The 15246-nt window shown below is 70.1% G+C and carries 13 protein-coding genes; 6 read left to right on the top strand and 7 right to left on the bottom strand.

Translation table 11 applies throughout. The annotated features are described in order from the left end of the window. Window positions 1-31: 31 nt before the first annotated feature. The 5 genes from QRN40_RS14515 to QRN40_RS14495 form a co-directional block, all read right to left on the bottom strand. Window positions 32-748: a type 1 glutamine amidotransferase gene (locus QRN40_RS14515; RefSeq protein ID WP_285116433.1), complete on the bottom strand. Its 717-nt coding sequence runs from the start codon at window positions 746-748 to the stop codon at window positions 32-34. Then, the gene (locus tag QRN40_RS14510) at window positions 745-2019 is read right to left on the bottom strand and encodes a MurT ligase domain-containing protein (protein ID WP_285116432.1); all 1275 of its coding nucleotides are present in this window, start codon (window positions 2017-2019) and stop codon (window positions 745-747) included. Before QRN40_RS14510 ends, QRN40_RS14515 begins: the two co-directional genes overlap by 4 nt. Window positions 2020-2023: 4 nt before the next feature. Then, window positions 2024-3379 carry an RNA polymerase sigma factor gene (locus QRN40_RS14505; protein ID WP_285116431.1) on the bottom strand — a complete coding sequence of 452 codons (1356 nt, stop codon included), beginning with the start codon at window positions 3377-3379 and terminating at the stop codon, window positions 2024-2026. A gap of 239 nt (window positions 3380-3618) precedes the next feature. Further along, window positions 3619-4950: an MFS transporter gene (locus tag QRN40_RS14500; protein WP_285116430.1), complete on the bottom strand. Its 1332-nt coding sequence runs from the start codon at window positions 4948-4950 to the stop codon at window positions 3619-3621. 70 nt (window positions 4951-5020) lie between these two features. Next, on the bottom strand, window positions 5021-5950 hold the full coding sequence (locus tag QRN40_RS14495) for a proteasome assembly chaperone family protein (protein ID WP_285116428.1): 930 nt from the start codon (window positions 5948-5950) through the stop codon (window positions 5021-5023). Window positions 5951-6079: 129 nt separating this feature from the next. Between QRN40_RS14495 and QRN40_RS14490 the strand changes: the two genes are divergently transcribed. The 3 genes from QRN40_RS14490 to sucB all read left to right on the top strand — a co-directional run bounded on the left by QRN40_RS14490 (window position 6080) and on the right by sucB (window position 10662). After that, window positions 6080-7567 carry a leucyl aminopeptidase gene (locus tag QRN40_RS14490; RefSeq protein WP_285116427.1) on the top strand — a complete coding sequence of 496 codons (1488 nt, stop codon included), beginning with the start codon at window positions 6080-6082 and terminating at the stop codon, window positions 7565-7567. A gap of 106 nt (window positions 7568-7673) precedes the next feature. Next, on the top strand, window positions 7674-9047 hold the full coding sequence (gene lpdA / locus QRN40_RS14485) for a dihydrolipoyl dehydrogenase (RefSeq protein WP_285116426.1): 1374 nt from the start codon (window positions 7674-7676) through the stop codon (window positions 9045-9047). A 79-nt stretch (window positions 9048-9126) separates the two neighbouring features. Beyond that, a complete protein-coding gene (sucB, locus tag QRN40_RS14480; protein ID WP_285116424.1) occupies window positions 9127-10662 on the top strand; it encodes a 2-oxoglutarate dehydrogenase, E2 component, dihydrolipoamide succinyltransferase in 1536 nt (511 codons plus the stop codon). Window positions 10663-10667: 5 nt separating this feature from the next. Here sucB and QRN40_RS14475 read toward each other — a convergent pair whose 3' ends face one another. After that, complete coding sequence (locus tag QRN40_RS14475) at window positions 10668-12176, bottom strand: serine/threonine-protein kinase (RefSeq protein WP_285116423.1); 1509 nt, start codon at window positions 12174-12176, stop codon at window positions 10668-10670. 131 nt (window positions 12177-12307) lie between these two features. Between QRN40_RS14475 and lipB the strand changes: the two genes are divergently transcribed. From lipB to QRN40_RS14460, 3 genes are all read left to right on the top strand, one after another. Next, window positions 12308-12967, top strand: coding sequence for a lipoyl(octanoyl) transferase LipB (gene lipB / locus QRN40_RS14470; protein ID WP_285116422.1), 660 nt, complete (start codon window positions 12308-12310; stop codon window positions 12965-12967). Further along, window positions 12964-13953 (top strand): lipoyl synthase, encoded by a 990-nt coding sequence (lipA, locus tag QRN40_RS14465; RefSeq protein ID WP_285116421.1) that lies wholly within the window; start codon window positions 12964-12966, stop codon window positions 13951-13953. The genes lipB and lipA overlap by 4 nt, the downstream gene beginning before the upstream one ends. A gap of 62 nt (window positions 13954-14015) precedes the next feature. Next, window positions 14016-14711 carry a DUF4191 domain-containing protein gene (locus QRN40_RS14460; RefSeq protein WP_285116418.1) on the top strand — a complete coding sequence of 232 codons (696 nt, stop codon included), beginning with the start codon at window positions 14016-14018 and terminating at the stop codon, window positions 14709-14711. A gap of 18 nt (window positions 14712-14729) precedes the next feature. Here the strand turns inward: QRN40_RS14460 and QRN40_RS14455 are convergent, their stop codons facing one another. After that, window positions 14730-15152 (bottom strand): RDD family protein, encoded by a 423-nt coding sequence (locus QRN40_RS14455; protein ID WP_285116417.1) that lies wholly within the window; start codon window positions 15150-15152, stop codon window positions 14730-14732. Window positions 15153-15246 lie beyond the last annotated feature (94 nt).

Here is a 15246-nt window from a genome sequence, read left to right as displayed (position 1 = left end):
CGAGCACCTCAGCAGAAAGACGCGTGAGGCGCTAGAGCGAGACGCCGAGGCGGTCGGCGATCGCGCGCCGCGCGTTGGTGGCGTAGCGGTCGACGCGCTCGGTCTGCGGGACCGGCGGGAGCTCGGCGCGGAGCGCCGTCGCCAGCAGGCGATCCGCGAGGACCGGATTCATCGGGAGGAGCGGACCGTGGAGGTGCGTCCCGATCGACGCGCCGACCACCACGCCCTCCAGCGAGCCGTCGTTGCCGGTCCCGCTGACGATGCGGCCGAGCGGCTCGGCGCCGTCCAGGACGGTGTGTGCCGAGTGGTTCTCGAAGCCCGCGACGGTCGTGCCGTCGGCCAGGCGCACGACGATCTCGCCGACGTGGCGCTTGCGCCCGAGGGCCGCGCGCGTCGGGAACACCGCGGCTCCGCCGAGCACCGCGCCCTCGCCGGTCTCGAGCTCGGTTCCGAGCAGCTGCCACCCGCCCGCGATCGCCAGGATCGGGACGCCGGCATCGCGCCATTCGCGCAGACGCGGCGCGATCTCCAGGACGTCCTCGTGGACGGCGCGCTGCGCCGAGAGCGGCCCGGAGCCGATGTGGACGATGTCCGCGCTGTGCGGCAGCTCGCCGCCGACGGCGTGGGTCACCACATCCACGTCGAGGCCGCGCCAGCGCGCGCGCTCGGTGAGGGCGAGCACGTTGCCCGCGTCGCCGTTGATACCGAGCTCGGCCGGATACAGGTGCAGGATGCGCAGCACGCTCATCGCTCGCCGCCCTCCAGGTCGAGGAACCCCAGGTGCTTGCGGATCAGCATCATCTGCTCGTAGTTGACGATCATGGTCTTGTTGCCGTGCGCCGGCTTCGGCAGGGCGAGGAAGGCCTGCAACGCGGGCTTCAACTCTGGAAGCACCTGGTCGACCTCGATGCCCGCATAGGCGAAGCGCGTGGCGAACTGCCAGGCCTTCGTGCCCGACGCCACATCCACGTGGCTGAGCTTCGACAGGTCGATGTCGTACACCCAGGACGGGTCGGGAGTGCCCTCGTCGACCGCGACGAAGACCTGCTCGGGCGACTCGCTGAGGTAGTCCAGATTGAGCTGGAGGCTCGGCGGGTTCTTCATCATGATGATCTCGACGTCCTCGTCGCCGACGCGCAGCGTCTCGCCGCGCCCGTAGACGGTGCGGAGAGCGGCCATGGCGGCGACCACGTTGTTCGCGTGGAAGCGGTCGCCCAGCAGGCGTCGAGCCATCGCGGTCGCGCCCGCCGCATCCACGGCGTAGTGCAGTCCGCGCGCGGGAAGCCCGATGCGGACGATGTCGCCGCCGATGGTGAGTTGCGCGCTCTGCGTCTCGAGCTTGCTGACGAACACTGCCGGGGCCGGCAGCGCGCCGGCTGTTGCGCCCGTCAGGTCCTTGACGTTCGCCAGGCCGTTCGGGGATGCCTCGATGATCGACGGCGCGACGGCGAACGAAGTCACGTCGCGCCCCTGGCCGGCGAGGTCGGCGCCGATGCGGGCGAGACTGTCGTCGTCCGCGTTGACCACGACGAACTCGGAGGAGCCGTCGGCGATCGAGCGCAGCATCCCGATCACCCGGGTGGGCTCGAAGAAGCGGTTCAGCTGGTCGATCTGCACGTTGAGCAGCAGCGACCCCCGCGGCTTCAGGACGCGCGCGAGATCGACGCCGTAGGCCTCATCGACCTCGATGACGCCGACATCGCCGCGCACGTACCCGTCGAGCGGGACGTCGGCGAGCAGCGCCGACGCGATCCCCTGCGGGAGGTTGCCGCCGGACGGATTGGTGAACACGTCGAGACCGTGCTCGCGCAGGATCGCCGTGAGCATGTTCGTCGTCGTGGACTTGCCGTTGGAGCCGGAGACGAATACGACGCCCAAAGGAAGCCGGCTGACGGCACGCTCGAGGAACTTCGGGGCGATCGCGAGCGCGACACGGCCCGGCACCGCGGAGCCGCCTCCCCGCAGGCGCAGAAGCCAGCGGGCGAGGCGGCCGGCGATGACCGCCAGTCGGTACCGCAACGGTTTACTCGAGGTAGTCGCGCAGCGACTGCGAACGCGACGGGTGACGCAGCTTCGCCATGGTCTTCGACTCGATCTGGCGGATGCGCTCGCGCGTCACGCCGAAGGTGTCGCCGATCTGGTCGAGCGTCTTCGGCATGCCGTCGCCGAGGCCGAAGCGCATGCGGATCACGCCCGCCTCGCGCTCGGACAGCGAGTCGAGCAAGCTCTCCAGCTGCTTCTGCAGCATGGTGAAGCCGACCGCGTCCGCGGGGACGACCGCCTCGGTGTCCTCGATCAGGTCGCCGAACTCACTGTCGCCGTCCTCACCCAGCGGGGTGTGGAGCGAGATGGGCTCGCGACCGTACTTCTGGACCTCGATGACCTTCTCCGGAGTCATGTCGAGTTCCTTCGACAGCTCTTCCGGGGTGGGCTCGCGGCCGAGGTCCTGCAGCATCTGGCGCTGCACGCGCGCCAGCTTGTTGATGACCTCCACCATGTGGACCGGGATGCGGATGGTGCGCGCCTGGTCGGCCATCGCACGCGTGATCGCCTGACGGATCCACCAGGTGGCGTAGGTGGAGAACTTGAAGCCCTTCGTGTAGTCGAACTTCTCGACGGCACGGATGAGGCCCAGGTTGCCCTCCTGGATGAGGTCGAGGAACTGCATCCCACGGCCGGTGTAGCGCTTGGCGAGGCTGACCACGAGGCGCAGGTTGGCGCCCAGCAGGTGGCTCTTGGCGCGCTGGCCGTCGCGGGCGACCCACTTCAGCTCGCGCTCGAGCTCCTTGGTCAGGGAGGGGGTGTTCGCCAGCTTGTCCTCGGCGAACAGACCCGCCTCGATGCGCATGGCGAGCTCGACCTCTTCGGCCGCGTTCAGCAGAGGGACCTTGCCGATCTGCTTCAGGTAGTCCTTGACGGGGTCGGCGGTGGCGCCGGTGATCGTCGTCGAGTAGACGGGGATGTCGTCCTCTTCGTCGACCGCGCGCAGCACGAGCGCGTCGCTCGGCAGGGGCTCGTCCTCGGCGGGGGCGGCGGCCACGGGGGCCTTGCCCTCGGTGTCGTCAGATTCGGAGTCGGCGTCCGCGTCGGCTTCGGCCGCTTCCGGCTCGTCGGCCGTGTCGTCGTCGACCACGGCCTCCTCGTCGATCTCGACCTCGGCGTCGTCGTCGATCTCGTCGTCGTCCGCAGCCTTGACCTTGCCCTTGACCGGTGCGGTCTGCTTCTTCGCGGCACCTGCCTTCGCCGGCGCCTTCTTGGGCGCGGCCTTCGCCGCCGCCTTCTTGGGCGCGGCCTTCGTCGTCTCGTCCGCGGCGGCGGTCACGGTCTCCTCGACCTCGACCTCCGCATCGCGGGTCTTCGTTGCTGCACGGGTTGCCATGTGAACACCTTTCATACCAAGCAGAGGGGCCGGGATCCTGACGGCCGAGCCTGGCTCAGGGTTGCGTGCGGACACTACTAAGACCCATGTCAAGTCTCGGTCGGTTCCGCCGGGCATCGTCGAATGCTCCGGCCCGAAGACATGAACGGGTCCAGACGCCAATTATTGCACGTTCCACGCGAGCCCCCGACCAGTACGGCCAAACTCGGATCGAATCGGGACGCCGTCCGCCGCGCCCTCTACAGCGCTTCGCGTCCTCCGCGCCGCCTCCACGTTCCAACCAATGCAACCCAGAGAGGGGCCACATCTATTCCCTCGTCCTCCTTCAGAGCACGGCGCGTGCGCCGGCGTGCGCGCACCAGGAAGCCGACGCCGATCCCCACGATGACGTACTGGATGGCGAACGCCCAGCGGAAGTGGTCGAGTTGATAGAGCTGCGCGTCGCCGTCGGCGCCGTGCGCCTGCACATCGAGGGAGACGCCGATCAGGAACATCATCACGAAGCTCGCCAGGAACCCGCCGACGTTGACGATCCCGTTGGCCGAGCCCAGGCTGTGCAGCGGGTTGAAGGTGCGCGCGAAGTCGAATCCGATCAGCGACCCCGGGCCACCGATCCCGATCGCCGCGATCAGCACGATCACCGTCCAGAGCGGCGGCTTCCCCGGCCAGAGCAGGACGAGCGTCCACGCCGCCGCCATCAGGGCGACGATCCCGAGCACGAGGTTGCTCCGCCGCATCGGGAAGCGCGCGGTGAGGATGCCGAGGATCGGCCCCGAGATCAGTCCCGCGCCGACCAGCACCGTGAGCAGCGCCGACGCCTCCGCGGGCTGGATGCCGAGGGCGAAGACGAGGAACGGGATCCCCCACATCAGGCTGAAGACCGTGCCGGAGGACTGGGTCACGAAGTGCGACCAGAAGCCCAGTTGCGTGCCCGGCCGCGCCAGGCTGACCCGCAGCTGCCGCATCGAGTCCGACCACGTCGCCGGCCGCGGCCCCTCGCTCGCGCCGACAGGCCGGTCTGTGACCGCCACCAGGATGCCGATGAGCGCCACGACGGACAGCGACGCCGCCGTGAGGAAGGCGACCGTCCATCCCGACAGGTGCAGCAGCAGCGCGAACGGGATGGCCGACAGCACCTGCCCGAGCTGACCGACGTTGCCGATCCACTGCGAGAGCTGCGGGACGATCCGCCCGCGGAACCAGGAGTTCGTCAGCCGCATGAGAGAGGTGAAGACCGTCGCATCACCGGCCCCGACCAGGATGCGGCCCACGATCGCCACGGCGATGCTCGGCGCGAGCGCGACGGCCACCTGGCCGACCACCATCAGCGCCGTACCGGCCAGCATCAGGACGCGCGAGCCGATCCGGTCGATCAGCACGCCCACGGGGACCTGCATCCCGGCGTAGACGATCAGCTGCACGACCGCCAGGGTGGAGAGGACCGCCGCGGAGACGTGGAACCGATCCGTGGCCGCCACCCCCGCGACACCGATCGTGGTGCGCTGCATGACGGCGATCAGGTAAGCGAAGACTCCGATCCCGTAGACGACCCAGGAGCGACGCGAATTCACCGAACGATCCTATGCCCGCCGCCGACAGCCTCCCGTCGAGCGGACGATGCGGGAGCGATGCGGTGTGCGCTCAGCGGTCGCCGCGCGGGTTCTCCTCGTCGCCGTGACGGCGGAAGGCCAGGAAGTTCTCGAGTTCGGCGGCGATCTCGTCGGCGCTCGGCAGCTCGCCGTCGCTGTCGGTCAGCGGCGAGCGCAGCTGCGTGTCCTCCATGTAGGAGTCGTGCCGCTCCTCGAGCGTGCCCACCAGTCGGCCCAGCTCGGCGTTGCCGGCGACCTGCTCGTCGATGTTCGCGATGAAGTCGCGGTCCTCCTGGCGCAGGCGGTCGGTGGGGAAGATGAGCGCAGTCGCCGCACTGATCGAGTCGAGGGCCGCGACGGCGGCCGCCGGGTACTCGGTGTCGGCGAGGTAGTGCGGGATGAGCAGGATGAACCCGGCGATCGGGTACGAGAGCTGCTGGAGGCGGAACTCCAGCAGGTGCAGGGCGTTCGCGGGCACCTGGGTGTGCGGCTTCCAGATCGACATCGACTCGATCAGCTCGGAGCGGTTGCCGCTCACCGTCACGCCGATCGGCCGTGTGTGCGGGACGGGCATCGGGATGGAGTGCACCCAGGTGATGCTCTTGACCTTGAAGCGCTCGATCAGCCCGAGCACGGCATCCGTGAACGCCTCCCAGCGGAAGTCGGGCTCGAAGCCCGACAGCAGAAGGAACGGCTGGCGCAGCTCGTCGTACGCGAGGTAGAGCTTCAGCGTCGCCGGCTGGTAGTCGGTCAGGTGGTCCTGATCGAAGTAGATGATGGGGCGGCGCGCCCGGTAGTCGAGCAGGATGTCGGCGTCGAAGGTGGCGACGACCTCGCTGTCGAGCGTGCCGAGCAGATAGGTGCCGAGTTGACTCACGCCGGAGCCCGCGTCGGCGAAGCCGGTCAGGCCCGCGACGAGCGGCAACCCTTCCGGCACCTCGAGTGCCGGATTGAGCTCGAACAGTTCGCCGGGGTCTCGCATGCTTCAACTCTAGAGCGGACCCCGGAAGCGGAACCCGGGTCAGCGCCGCCTGGCTGCACGCCCACAGCGAACACGCGGTAAGGCCGCTACGCCGGGGGATGCGGCACGGCCCCGCGTTAGGGTCGAAGCATGACCGCACCAGCGCTGACCCTGACCGACGCATCCACCCCCGCCACCGCAGCCGACGTGCTCGTGACCGCCGCACGGGTCGGCCGTGACGGCGTGACCGTGCTCTCCGGCTCTCGTCGGGACGAACTGGCGCAGCAGCTGCGCGACGTGGGCTTCAGCGGCGGGAAGGATGAGCTCGTGCGGCTCCCCGGCTTGGGGTCCGGCCCCTCGCTCGCCGTGATCGGACTGCCCGAGGGCGGCGAGGACGCCGTCCGCTACGCCGCCGGGAGCGCCATCCGCCAGCTGGCGGGGACGGCGGCCGTCGCGCTCGACCTTCCTGCGGAGAGCGACGCCGAGCTGGGTGCGGTGCTCGAGGGAGCAGCGCTCGGCGCCTACGCATTCACCGAGTACCGCGAGAAGAGCAGGGCTGCTGCGAAGGATCCGGTCGCGTCGATCGAGGTGCTCGGAGCCGCCACCGCCGACGCGGACGCACTCGTCTCTCGCGCGTCGGCGGTCGCCGAGGCCGCCTCGCTGGTCAAGGATCTGGTCAACATCCCGCCGCTCGACCTCTACCCCGCGACCTTCGCCGACCGCGCCGAGGCCGCAGCGGCGGACCTCCCCGTCAACGTCACCGTGTGGGACGAGGAGCAGCTCGCCGCGGACGGGTTCGGCGGCATCCTGGGCGTCGGGCAGGGTTCGACGCGTCCGCCGCGCCTGGTCAAGGTCTCCTACTCCCCCGACGGCGCAACCCGTCACCTCGCCCTCGTGGGCAAGGGCATCACGTTCGACTCGGGCGGCCTCTCGCTGAAGCCTCCGACGGGCATGGTCGGGATGAAGTACGACATGACGGGCGCGGCGACCGTGCTCGCCGTCGCGCTCGCGGCCGCCCGCCTCGCGCTGCCGGTGCGCGTCACGGCGTGGCTGTGCCTGGCGGAGAACATGCCGTCCGGGTCCGCCATCCGGCCCAACGACGTGCTGCGCATCCGCGGAGGCCGGACGGTCGAGGTGCTCAACACCGACGCGGAGGGACGCCTCGTCCTCGCCGACGGGCTGGTCGCCGCGAGCGAGGAGCAGCCCGACGCGATCGTCGACGTGGCGACCCTGACGGGCGCCGCCATGGTCGCGCTCGGCACCCGCTACGCCGCCCTGATGGGCTCCGACGACCTCGTCGACGAGGTGCTGACCGCTGCGAAGGAGACCGGCGAGCTGCTCTGGCCGATGCCGCTTCCCGGCGAACTGCGCGCCACGATCAACTCCGACGTCGCCGACATCGCCAACGCGAACCCGGGCAACACCGCGGGCGGCGCGCTGCTCGCCGGGGTGTTCCTGCAGGAGTTCGTCGGACGCACCGGAGAAGAGGACGACGCGCCGCGCATCCCCTGGGCGCACCTGGACATCGCGGGCCCCGCGAAGAGCCCGGCGGCGCCGTACGGATTCACCGGAAAGGGCCCGTCCGCGGTGAGCGTAAGGGCGCTCATCCGCCTGGCCGAGAGCTTTTCCGGGAAGTAGTAGGGTCGTATGGGCGGGAAATCCCGCCCATCAACACGTCTCCCGGGGCCACCCCTCTGGGCGGCAAATCGTGTCACATGATCCTGATGCGCGAGGGAGTAGCTGGGTGTCTGAGCAGAACTTTGACATTGTGGTGCTCGGCGGTGGGAGTGGAGGCTACGCAGCAGCGCTGCGTGCGGCCGAGCTCGGATTCACCGTCGGCATGATCGAGAAGGACAAGGTCGGTGGCACCTGCCTCCACCGTGGCTGTGTCCCGACGAAGGCGCTGCTCCACGCGGCCGAGATCGCGGACTATTCGCGGGAGTCGTCGAAGTACGGCATCGTGACGCAGCTCCAGGGCGTCGACATCAACGGTGTCACCGAGTACCGCCGCGGCATCGTCGCGAAGAAGTACAAGGGCCTGCAGGGTCTGGTGAAGGCCCGCGGCATCACGGTGATCGAGGGCGAGGGCCGTCTGGTCTCCCCCACCACCGTGCAGGTCGGCGACGACATGATCGTCGGCAAGAACGTCATCCTGGCCACCGGCTCCTACTCGCGCTCGCTTCCGGGCCTCGAGACCGGCGGCCGCGTCATCACCAGCGAGCAGGCGCTCGAGCTCGACTTCGTCCCGAAGAAGGTCGCGGTCCTCGGCGGCGGCGTCATCGGCGTCGAGTTCGCCAGCGTCTGGAAGTCGTTCGGCTCGGACGTCACCATCATCGAGGCGCTCCCGCACCTCGTCCCCAACGAGGACGAGTCCATCAGCAAGTCGCTGGAGCGCGCCTTCCGTCGTCGTGGCATCGACTACAGCCTCGGTGTCCGCTTCCAGGGCGTGACTCAGAACGAGCAGGGCGTCGTCGTCACCCTCGAGAACGGCAACACGATCGAGGCCGACCTGCTGCTCGTCGCCGTCGGCCGTGGACCACTGACCCAGGGCCTCGGGTTCGACGAGGTCGGCGTCACCATGGACCGCGGCTTCGTCATCACCGACGAGCGCCTCGCGACCAACATCCCCGGCGTGTATGCCGTCGGCGACATCGTCCCGGGCCTGCAGCTCGCGCACCGCGGCTTCCAGCAGGGCATCTTCGTCGCGGAGGAGATCGCGGGTCTCAACCCGATCGTCGTCCCCGACGTCAACATCCCGAAGGTCACCTACTGCGACCCCGAGGTCGCATCCGTCGGCCTGACCGAGGCGAAGGCCGTCGAGCAGTACGGTGCCGACGCCGTCAGCAGCTACGACTACAGCCTGGCCGGCAACGCCCGCAGCGAGATCATCGGCACCAACGGCAGCGTCAAGGTCGTGCGCGTGAACGACGGCCCGGTCGTCGGCATGCACATGATCGGCGCCCGCGTCGGCGAGCTCATCGGCGAGGCGCAGCTGGTCGTGAACTGGGAGGCGTACCCGGAGGACATCGCTCCTCTCGTGCACGCGCACCCGACGCAGAACGAGTCGCTCGGCGAGGCGTTCCTGTACCTCGCGGGCAAGCCGCTGCACACCCTCTAGGACGACCAGGCGGGTCCGTCTCGTGCGGACCCGCCTGCAATAAGCTACTGAACGATCAGGTTTTGAAGGAGAAAAGCTCATGAGCGAATCCGTCAGCCTCCCGGCGCTCGGCGAGAGCGTCACGGAAGGCACGGTCACACGCTGGCTGAAGAACGTTGGCGACCGTGTCGAGGTGGACGAGCCCCTGCTCGAAGTCTCGACCGACAAGGTCGACACCGAGATCCCGTCGCCGGTCGCCGGCGTCATCGAGGCGATCCTGGTGCAGGAGGACGAGACCGTCGAGGTGGGGACCGCGCTCGTGACGATCGGCGACGGCTCCGGCGCGGCCGCTGAGGCGCCGGCCGCTCCGGCTGCTGAGGCTGCACCGGCTGAGGCCGCGCCCGCTGAGGCGGCGCCCGCCGAGCAGGCAGCGCCTGCCGAGGCCGCGCCGGCTGAGGCCGCGCCCGCCGAGCAGGCTGCGCCGCAGGAGGCGCCCGCCGCACCCGCCCAGGAAGCTCCCGCCCAGGAGGCGCCTGCCCAGGAGGCGCCTGCTCAGGCTGCCCCCGCCCAGGAGGCCCCCACCCCGCAGGCGGCTCCCGCGCAGGCCGCTCCGGCTCCGCAGGCAGCACCGGCTCAGGCGGCTCCGGCTCAGGCGGCGCCCGCCCAGGCCGCTCCGGCTGCGCAGGCTGCTCCTGCTCCGGCCGCTGCGCCCGCTTCATCGGGCGGCGCCCACGCCGGCAACGCCGGCTACGTGACGCCCATCGTCCGCAAGCTGGCGAACGAACAGGGTGTCGACCTCTCCAGCGTCACCGGCACCGGCGTCGGCGGTCGCATCCGCAAGGAGGACATCCTCGCGGCTGCCGCTCCGGCCGCCTCCGGCTCTGCTGCGGCCACCGCGGCTCCGGCCCCCGAGGTGTCGCCGCTGCGTGGCACCACGCAGCCGATGTCGCGTCTGCGCAAGGTCGTGGCCGAGCGCGCCGTCGTCTCGATGCAGTCGACCGCGCAGCTCACGAGCGTGGTCGAGGTCGACGTCACCAAGGTCGCCGCACTGCGCGACCGCGTGAAGGGCGACTTCCTGGCCAAGACCGGCGTGAAGCTCTCCTTCCTGCCGTTCTTCGCTCTGGCCGCAGCCGAGGCGCTGAAGACGTACCCTGTCATCAACGCGACGGTCGACGGCGACAATATCGTGTACCCGGACCACGAGAACATCTCGATCGCCGTGGACACCGAGCGCGGCCTGCTCACCCCGGTGGTGCGCAACGCGTCCGACCTGGACATCGCGAACCTCGCCAAGGAGATCGCCGACCTCGCCGAGCGCACCCGCGACAACCGGCTGAAGCCGGACGAGCTCGCGGGCGGCACGTTCACGCTGACCAACACCGGTTCGCGCGGCGCCCTGTTCGACACCCCGCTCGTGTTCCTCCCGCAGGTCGCGATCCTGGGCACGGGCATCGTCGCGAAGAAGCCGGTCGTGATCTCGGCCGACGGCAGCGACTCCATCGCCATCCGTTCGACGGTCTACCTGGCTCTGTCCTACGATCACCGCATCGTTGACGGCGCCGACGCGGCCCGCTTCCTCGTCGCGGTGAAGAACCGCCTCGAAGGCGGCAACTTCGAGGCCAACCTCGGTCTCTGACCCGTTCACGGGAACACCGCCCGCAAGCGCCAACCGGCCTCGCTCCTCACCAGCAGGAGCGAGGCCGGTTCGCTTTTCGGCGTCCGGGCCGCGTCCGGGGCGACACTGACCAGCGCCGCGCCGCCCCATCGCTCCACCAGGCTCAGCTGCGCACCGGTGTAATCACGGGAGGCCGCCGCCCCGTCGGTCCCCACAGCGGCCGTCTCCGACGCCGCAAGGGCCGCGGTGCCGTCCAGCACCGCGTCCAGACAGCCGCGACGTGCAACAGCTCCCCGGAAGCACGCCTCCCGCTCGTCGAGCAGCCTTCGGGCGGCGTCCACCGGATCGTCGTCAGCAGCAGCGCCGCGACCGTCTGAACCGCTCGGCGCGGGGACCGACGGCGACCCGCCCTGCGACGGCCACGCAGCGGCCGACGGCGAGGCGCTCCTCGCGGACGCCGAGGCGCTCCCCGCCGACGGCGATGCGACCGCCGATGTAGGCGGCGCGCTCCTCACCGACGTCTGCAACGCTCGCGCCTCGCCGGCCGCTGATGCACTGCCGCCGCCGGCGGGAGGCAGGACGACGACCAGCACCCCTGCGAGCACGATCGGCACAAGACCCGCGGCCACGAGCGCCGGCCGCCGTTGCATCCACTCCCGCAATCGTCGGGTGAGCGCCCGCGTCGGGTTCCCGTCCAGCGCATCCATGGCGCGTCCAAGCAGAGCGACGGCTCTGTGGCCGGTGGATCGACCGTTCGTGCGCGCGCTCCGAAAACCTCCCGGAGACCCAACGACCTCCGGACCGTCCTCTGCTGTGACCAGCCGAACCGCCGACGGTGAGACCGCCGCCAGCACCGACTCCTCGACCCCCGTCCACCGACCTCGGCGCAGGCCCGCCTCGACCGCCGCGAGCAACCGCATCCCGGAGCCGTCCGCAACCCTCAGGCACACCGTCCGCGCCAGACCGTGGAAGGCGTCGGCATCCGCGACCGCAGCGGTCGGCGTCCACACCGTCAGCGCGTCGAGCCCGTCCAGCGCCGGGCAGCCGTCCCGAACGAAGGCGATGTCGGTAGGCGAAAGCTCCGGCCCGCTCCAACCGGCCAGGTGCAGAGCGGCGATCCCCGCAGCAACGCCGAGGAGGATGGTCGCGGCCTCGCCACCATCGAGCCCGCCGCGTTCCCTCAGCAGCCGCTCGAGATCCGCCTCCGGAGCGGGACCCAGGACCACCGCCTCCGCCTCGGTGGCGCGCAGTGACAGCGTCCACGGCTCGCAGACGACTCCGACCAGATGCTCGCTCCTGGCGGCCTGACGACCCGGGACGTTCGGTGGCGAGGCCCCGGCCGCCGGCCGCACCCTCAGACGCAGCACGCTCGGGCCCGGAAGCCCCTCACCGGCCACCAGAAGCCGCACCTCCTCCCCCGGGTCACCGCGCGCCTCCCGAGCCGTCCCTCCCACCTGCCAACCCCGAGACGCAGCGATGGAGTTGGCCGCACGCAGCAGCTCGGCGGCCGTGGCGGGACGAGGACGGGAGGACAAGCGGGAAAGCATCACCCGCCCATCCCAGCCGAATGCACGAACCCACATCGACGCATCCCGAACAACCGTGGAGAACGGTCGACACCACCCGCCTGTGAGCAGACGGCCGTCGGCGCACCTAGACTGTGCGGGTGACCACGTATGACGTCACGGGGCTAAGCGCCAACTCCGTGCCGTATCTCGAGGCCCTTCAGCAGCAGCGTGCCCTGCACGCCGCTGTCGTCGCAGGCCGGGCGCCCGATACCGTCATCCTCCTCGAGCACTCGCCCGTGTACACCGCGGGCAAGCGCACCGACCCGAGCGAGCGTCCGACCGACGGGACTCCCGTCGTCGACGTCGACCGGGGCGGCAAGATCACCTGGCACGGGCCGGGGCAGCTCGTCGGGTACCCGATCCTCCGCCTCCACGACCCCATCGATGTCGTCGGATACGTGCGCGCTCTCGAACGGGTCCTCATCGACGTCCTCGCACGGCTCGACGTCCACGGCGAGCAGATCGAGGGCCGATCCGGCGTGTGGATGCGCCCAGCCAACAACCCCGGCGCCACCCGCGACGAGAAGATCGCCGCCATCGGCATCCGGGTCGCGGAGGGCGTCACCATGCACGGCTTCGCGCTGAACTGCTCCAACAGTCTCGACGCCTACGAGCGCATCGTCGCCTGCGGCATCCGCGACGCCGGCGTCACCACGATCTCGCGGGTGCTCGGCCGCACCGTCACGCCGCAGGACGTCGCCCCGCTCGTCATGGAGGCCTTCGACCTGGAGTTCACCTCCGCCGAGGCCGTCGCGTGAGCGCCGTGCCCGAGGGACGCCGGATGCTGCGTCTCGAGATCCGCAACGCCCAGACGCCGATCGAACGCAAGCCGGAGTGGATCAAGACCAAGGCGAAGATGGGCCCGGAATACCGGCAGCTGCAGAGCCTGGTGAAGTCGGAGGACCTGCACACGGTCTGCCAGGAGGCCGGGTGCCCGAACATCTATGAGTGCTGGGAGGACCGCGAGGCCACGTTCCTCATCGGCGGTTCGCAGTGCACCCGCCGGTGCGACTTCTGCCAGATCGACACGGGCAAGCCCGCCGACTTCGACCGCGACGAGCCGCGACGGGTCGGCGAGTCCGTCGAGCGGATGGGGCTCCGCTACGCCACCGTGACGGGCGTCGCCCGCGACGACCTGGAGGACGAGGGGTCGTGGTTGTACGCCGAGACGATCCGCGAGATCCACCGCCAGTCGCCGGGAACCGGCGTCGAGATCCTCGTGCCCGACTTCTCCGGCAACCCGGCTCACCTCGCCGAGGTGTTCTCGGCGCGGCCGGAGGTGTTCGCGCACAACGTCGAGACGGTCCCGCGGATCTTCAAGCGCATCCGCCCGGCGTTCCGCTACGAGCGGTCGCTGGATGTGCTCACGCAGGGACGCGCGGCGGGGCTGATCACGAAGTCCAACCTCATCCTCGGGATGGGAGAGGAGCGCCACGAAGTGAGCGCGGCTCTCCGCGACCTCCACGACGCCGGGACGGACATCATCACGATCACCCAGTACCTGCGGCCGAGCCCGCGCCACCTGCCCGTCGCACGCTGGGTGCATCCGGACGAGTTCGTGGAGCTGAAGGAGGAGGCGGAGGAGATCGGATTCCTCGGCGTTCTCGCCGGCCCGCTGGTGCGTTCGTCGTACCGCGCGGGGCGCCTGTGGGCGCAGTCGATGCAGGCGAAGGGACGGCCGGTGCCGGACGAGCTGAAGCACCTCGCCGACGCGACGCTCGGCTTCGCGCAGGCGGTCTCCTGAGAGCGCTCATCCGGTAGCGAACCGGTGTCTGGGAACGTCCCCGAGCCGGTATCCTTGGAGCTATGGCAAAGGACAAGTCCACCAAGGAGCCCGGCCGTCTGAAGCAGATGTGGCAGGTCTTCCAGATGACCCGTCGCTACGACGACCGCGCGGTGCTGTACATCGTGCTCGGGGCTGTCCTCCCGATCCTTATCGGCGTGCTTCTGGCGGTGTTCCTGTCCGGCGGGAACATCTTCACGATGGTGCTGTGGATCGTCGCGGGAGTGCTCGCGGGCGTCCTGCTCGCGCTGATCATCCTCGGCCGGCGCGCCGAGCGTGCCGCCTACTCGCAGATCGAGGGCCAGCCGGGTGCCGTCGGCGCCGTGCTGCGCTCGTCCCTGAAGCGCAGCTGGCGCGGCTCCGAGATGCCGGTGGCCGTCAACGGCAAGACGCAGGATGCGGTGTACCGGGCGACCGGCCGCGGCGGCGTCGTGCTGATCAGCGAGGGTCCGGCCACCCGCACCAAGCGGATGGTGGACGAGGAACGCCGCAAGGTCAACCGCGTGCTGCCGAACGTCCCCGTCACGATCATCACCGTCGGGCCGGATGCGAACTCGGTTCCGCTCCACAAGGTCCCGCGCACTCTGGCGAAGATCAAGCCGACCCTCACCAAGGCCGAGGTCCTGGCGATCAGCAACCGTCTCCAGTCGATGGAGAACCAGATGCCGATCCCGAAGGGCATCGACCCGATGAAGGTCCGCGCACAGCGCGCTCGCTAAGCGGACTTTCGCCCCGCCTCAGGCGCGGATGAGGACGGTTCCGGCGATCTTGTCGTGGAAGCCCCGCTGGTCGGAGTCCCAGACGAGCGCCGGGATGACGACGCACAGCAGCAGCGTGCGGACGATCGGACGCCACACCCCGACCCAGCCGCCGCGCACCGCGACCACGCGCATCCCCACTGCCCGGTGGCCGAGGCTGCCACCGATGGTCGGGATGAAGACGATCTGCAGCACGGCGAAAATGAGGATGGTCGCCCACGAGTCGTAGCGGAAGAAGGCGAACGACAGCAGGGATGCGAGGGCCCAGTCGATCGCGATCGCGGCGATGCGGCGACCGACGCGCCCGACCGAGCGCGGGCCGGCCTCGGGGAGCCCGAGACGCTCGCCCGGGTAGCGGCTGGGGGCGAGGTCGCCGGGGCGGTTCGTGGGGTTCTGCGGCACCCGCCGATTCTAGCGAGCGGTCCTTGGCGCATCCCCGGTCCGGGTACGCGTAACATGCCGGAAACATTCGCGTGACCGCGGGGAAACCCCCTCC

Source organism: Leifsonia sp. fls2-241-R2A-40a (assembly GCF_030209575.1).
Taxonomy (GTDB): Bacteria; Actinomycetota; Actinomycetes; order Actinomycetales; family Microbacteriaceae; genus Leifsonia.
Note: the sequence above shows the minus strand (reverse complement) of the source record. Positions and strands in the feature narration are given on the sequence as shown.

Coding starts and splice junctions, on each gene's coding strand:
- QRN40_RS14515 (WP_285116433.1), bottom strand. CDS start 748: ATGAGCGTGCTGCGCATCCTGCACCTGTATCCGGCCGAGCTCGGTATC.
- QRN40_RS14505 (WP_285116431.1), bottom strand. CDS start 3,379: ATGGCAACCCGTGCAGCAACGAAGACCCGCGATGCGGAGGTCGAGGTC.
- QRN40_RS14495 (WP_285116428.1), bottom strand. CDS start 5,950: ATGCGAGACCCCGGCGAACTGTTCGAGCTCAATCCGGCACTCGAGGTG.
- QRN40_RS14490 (WP_285116427.1), top strand. CDS start 6,080: ATGACCGCACCAGCGCTGACCCTGACCGACGCATCCACCCCCGCCACC.
- sucB (WP_285116424.1), top strand. CDS start 9,127: ATGAGCGAATCCGTCAGCCTCCCGGCGCTCGGCGAGAGCGTCACGGAA.
- QRN40_RS14460 (WP_285116418.1), top strand. CDS start 14,016: ATGGCAAAGGACAAGTCCACCAAGGAGCCCGGCCGTCTGAAGCAGATG.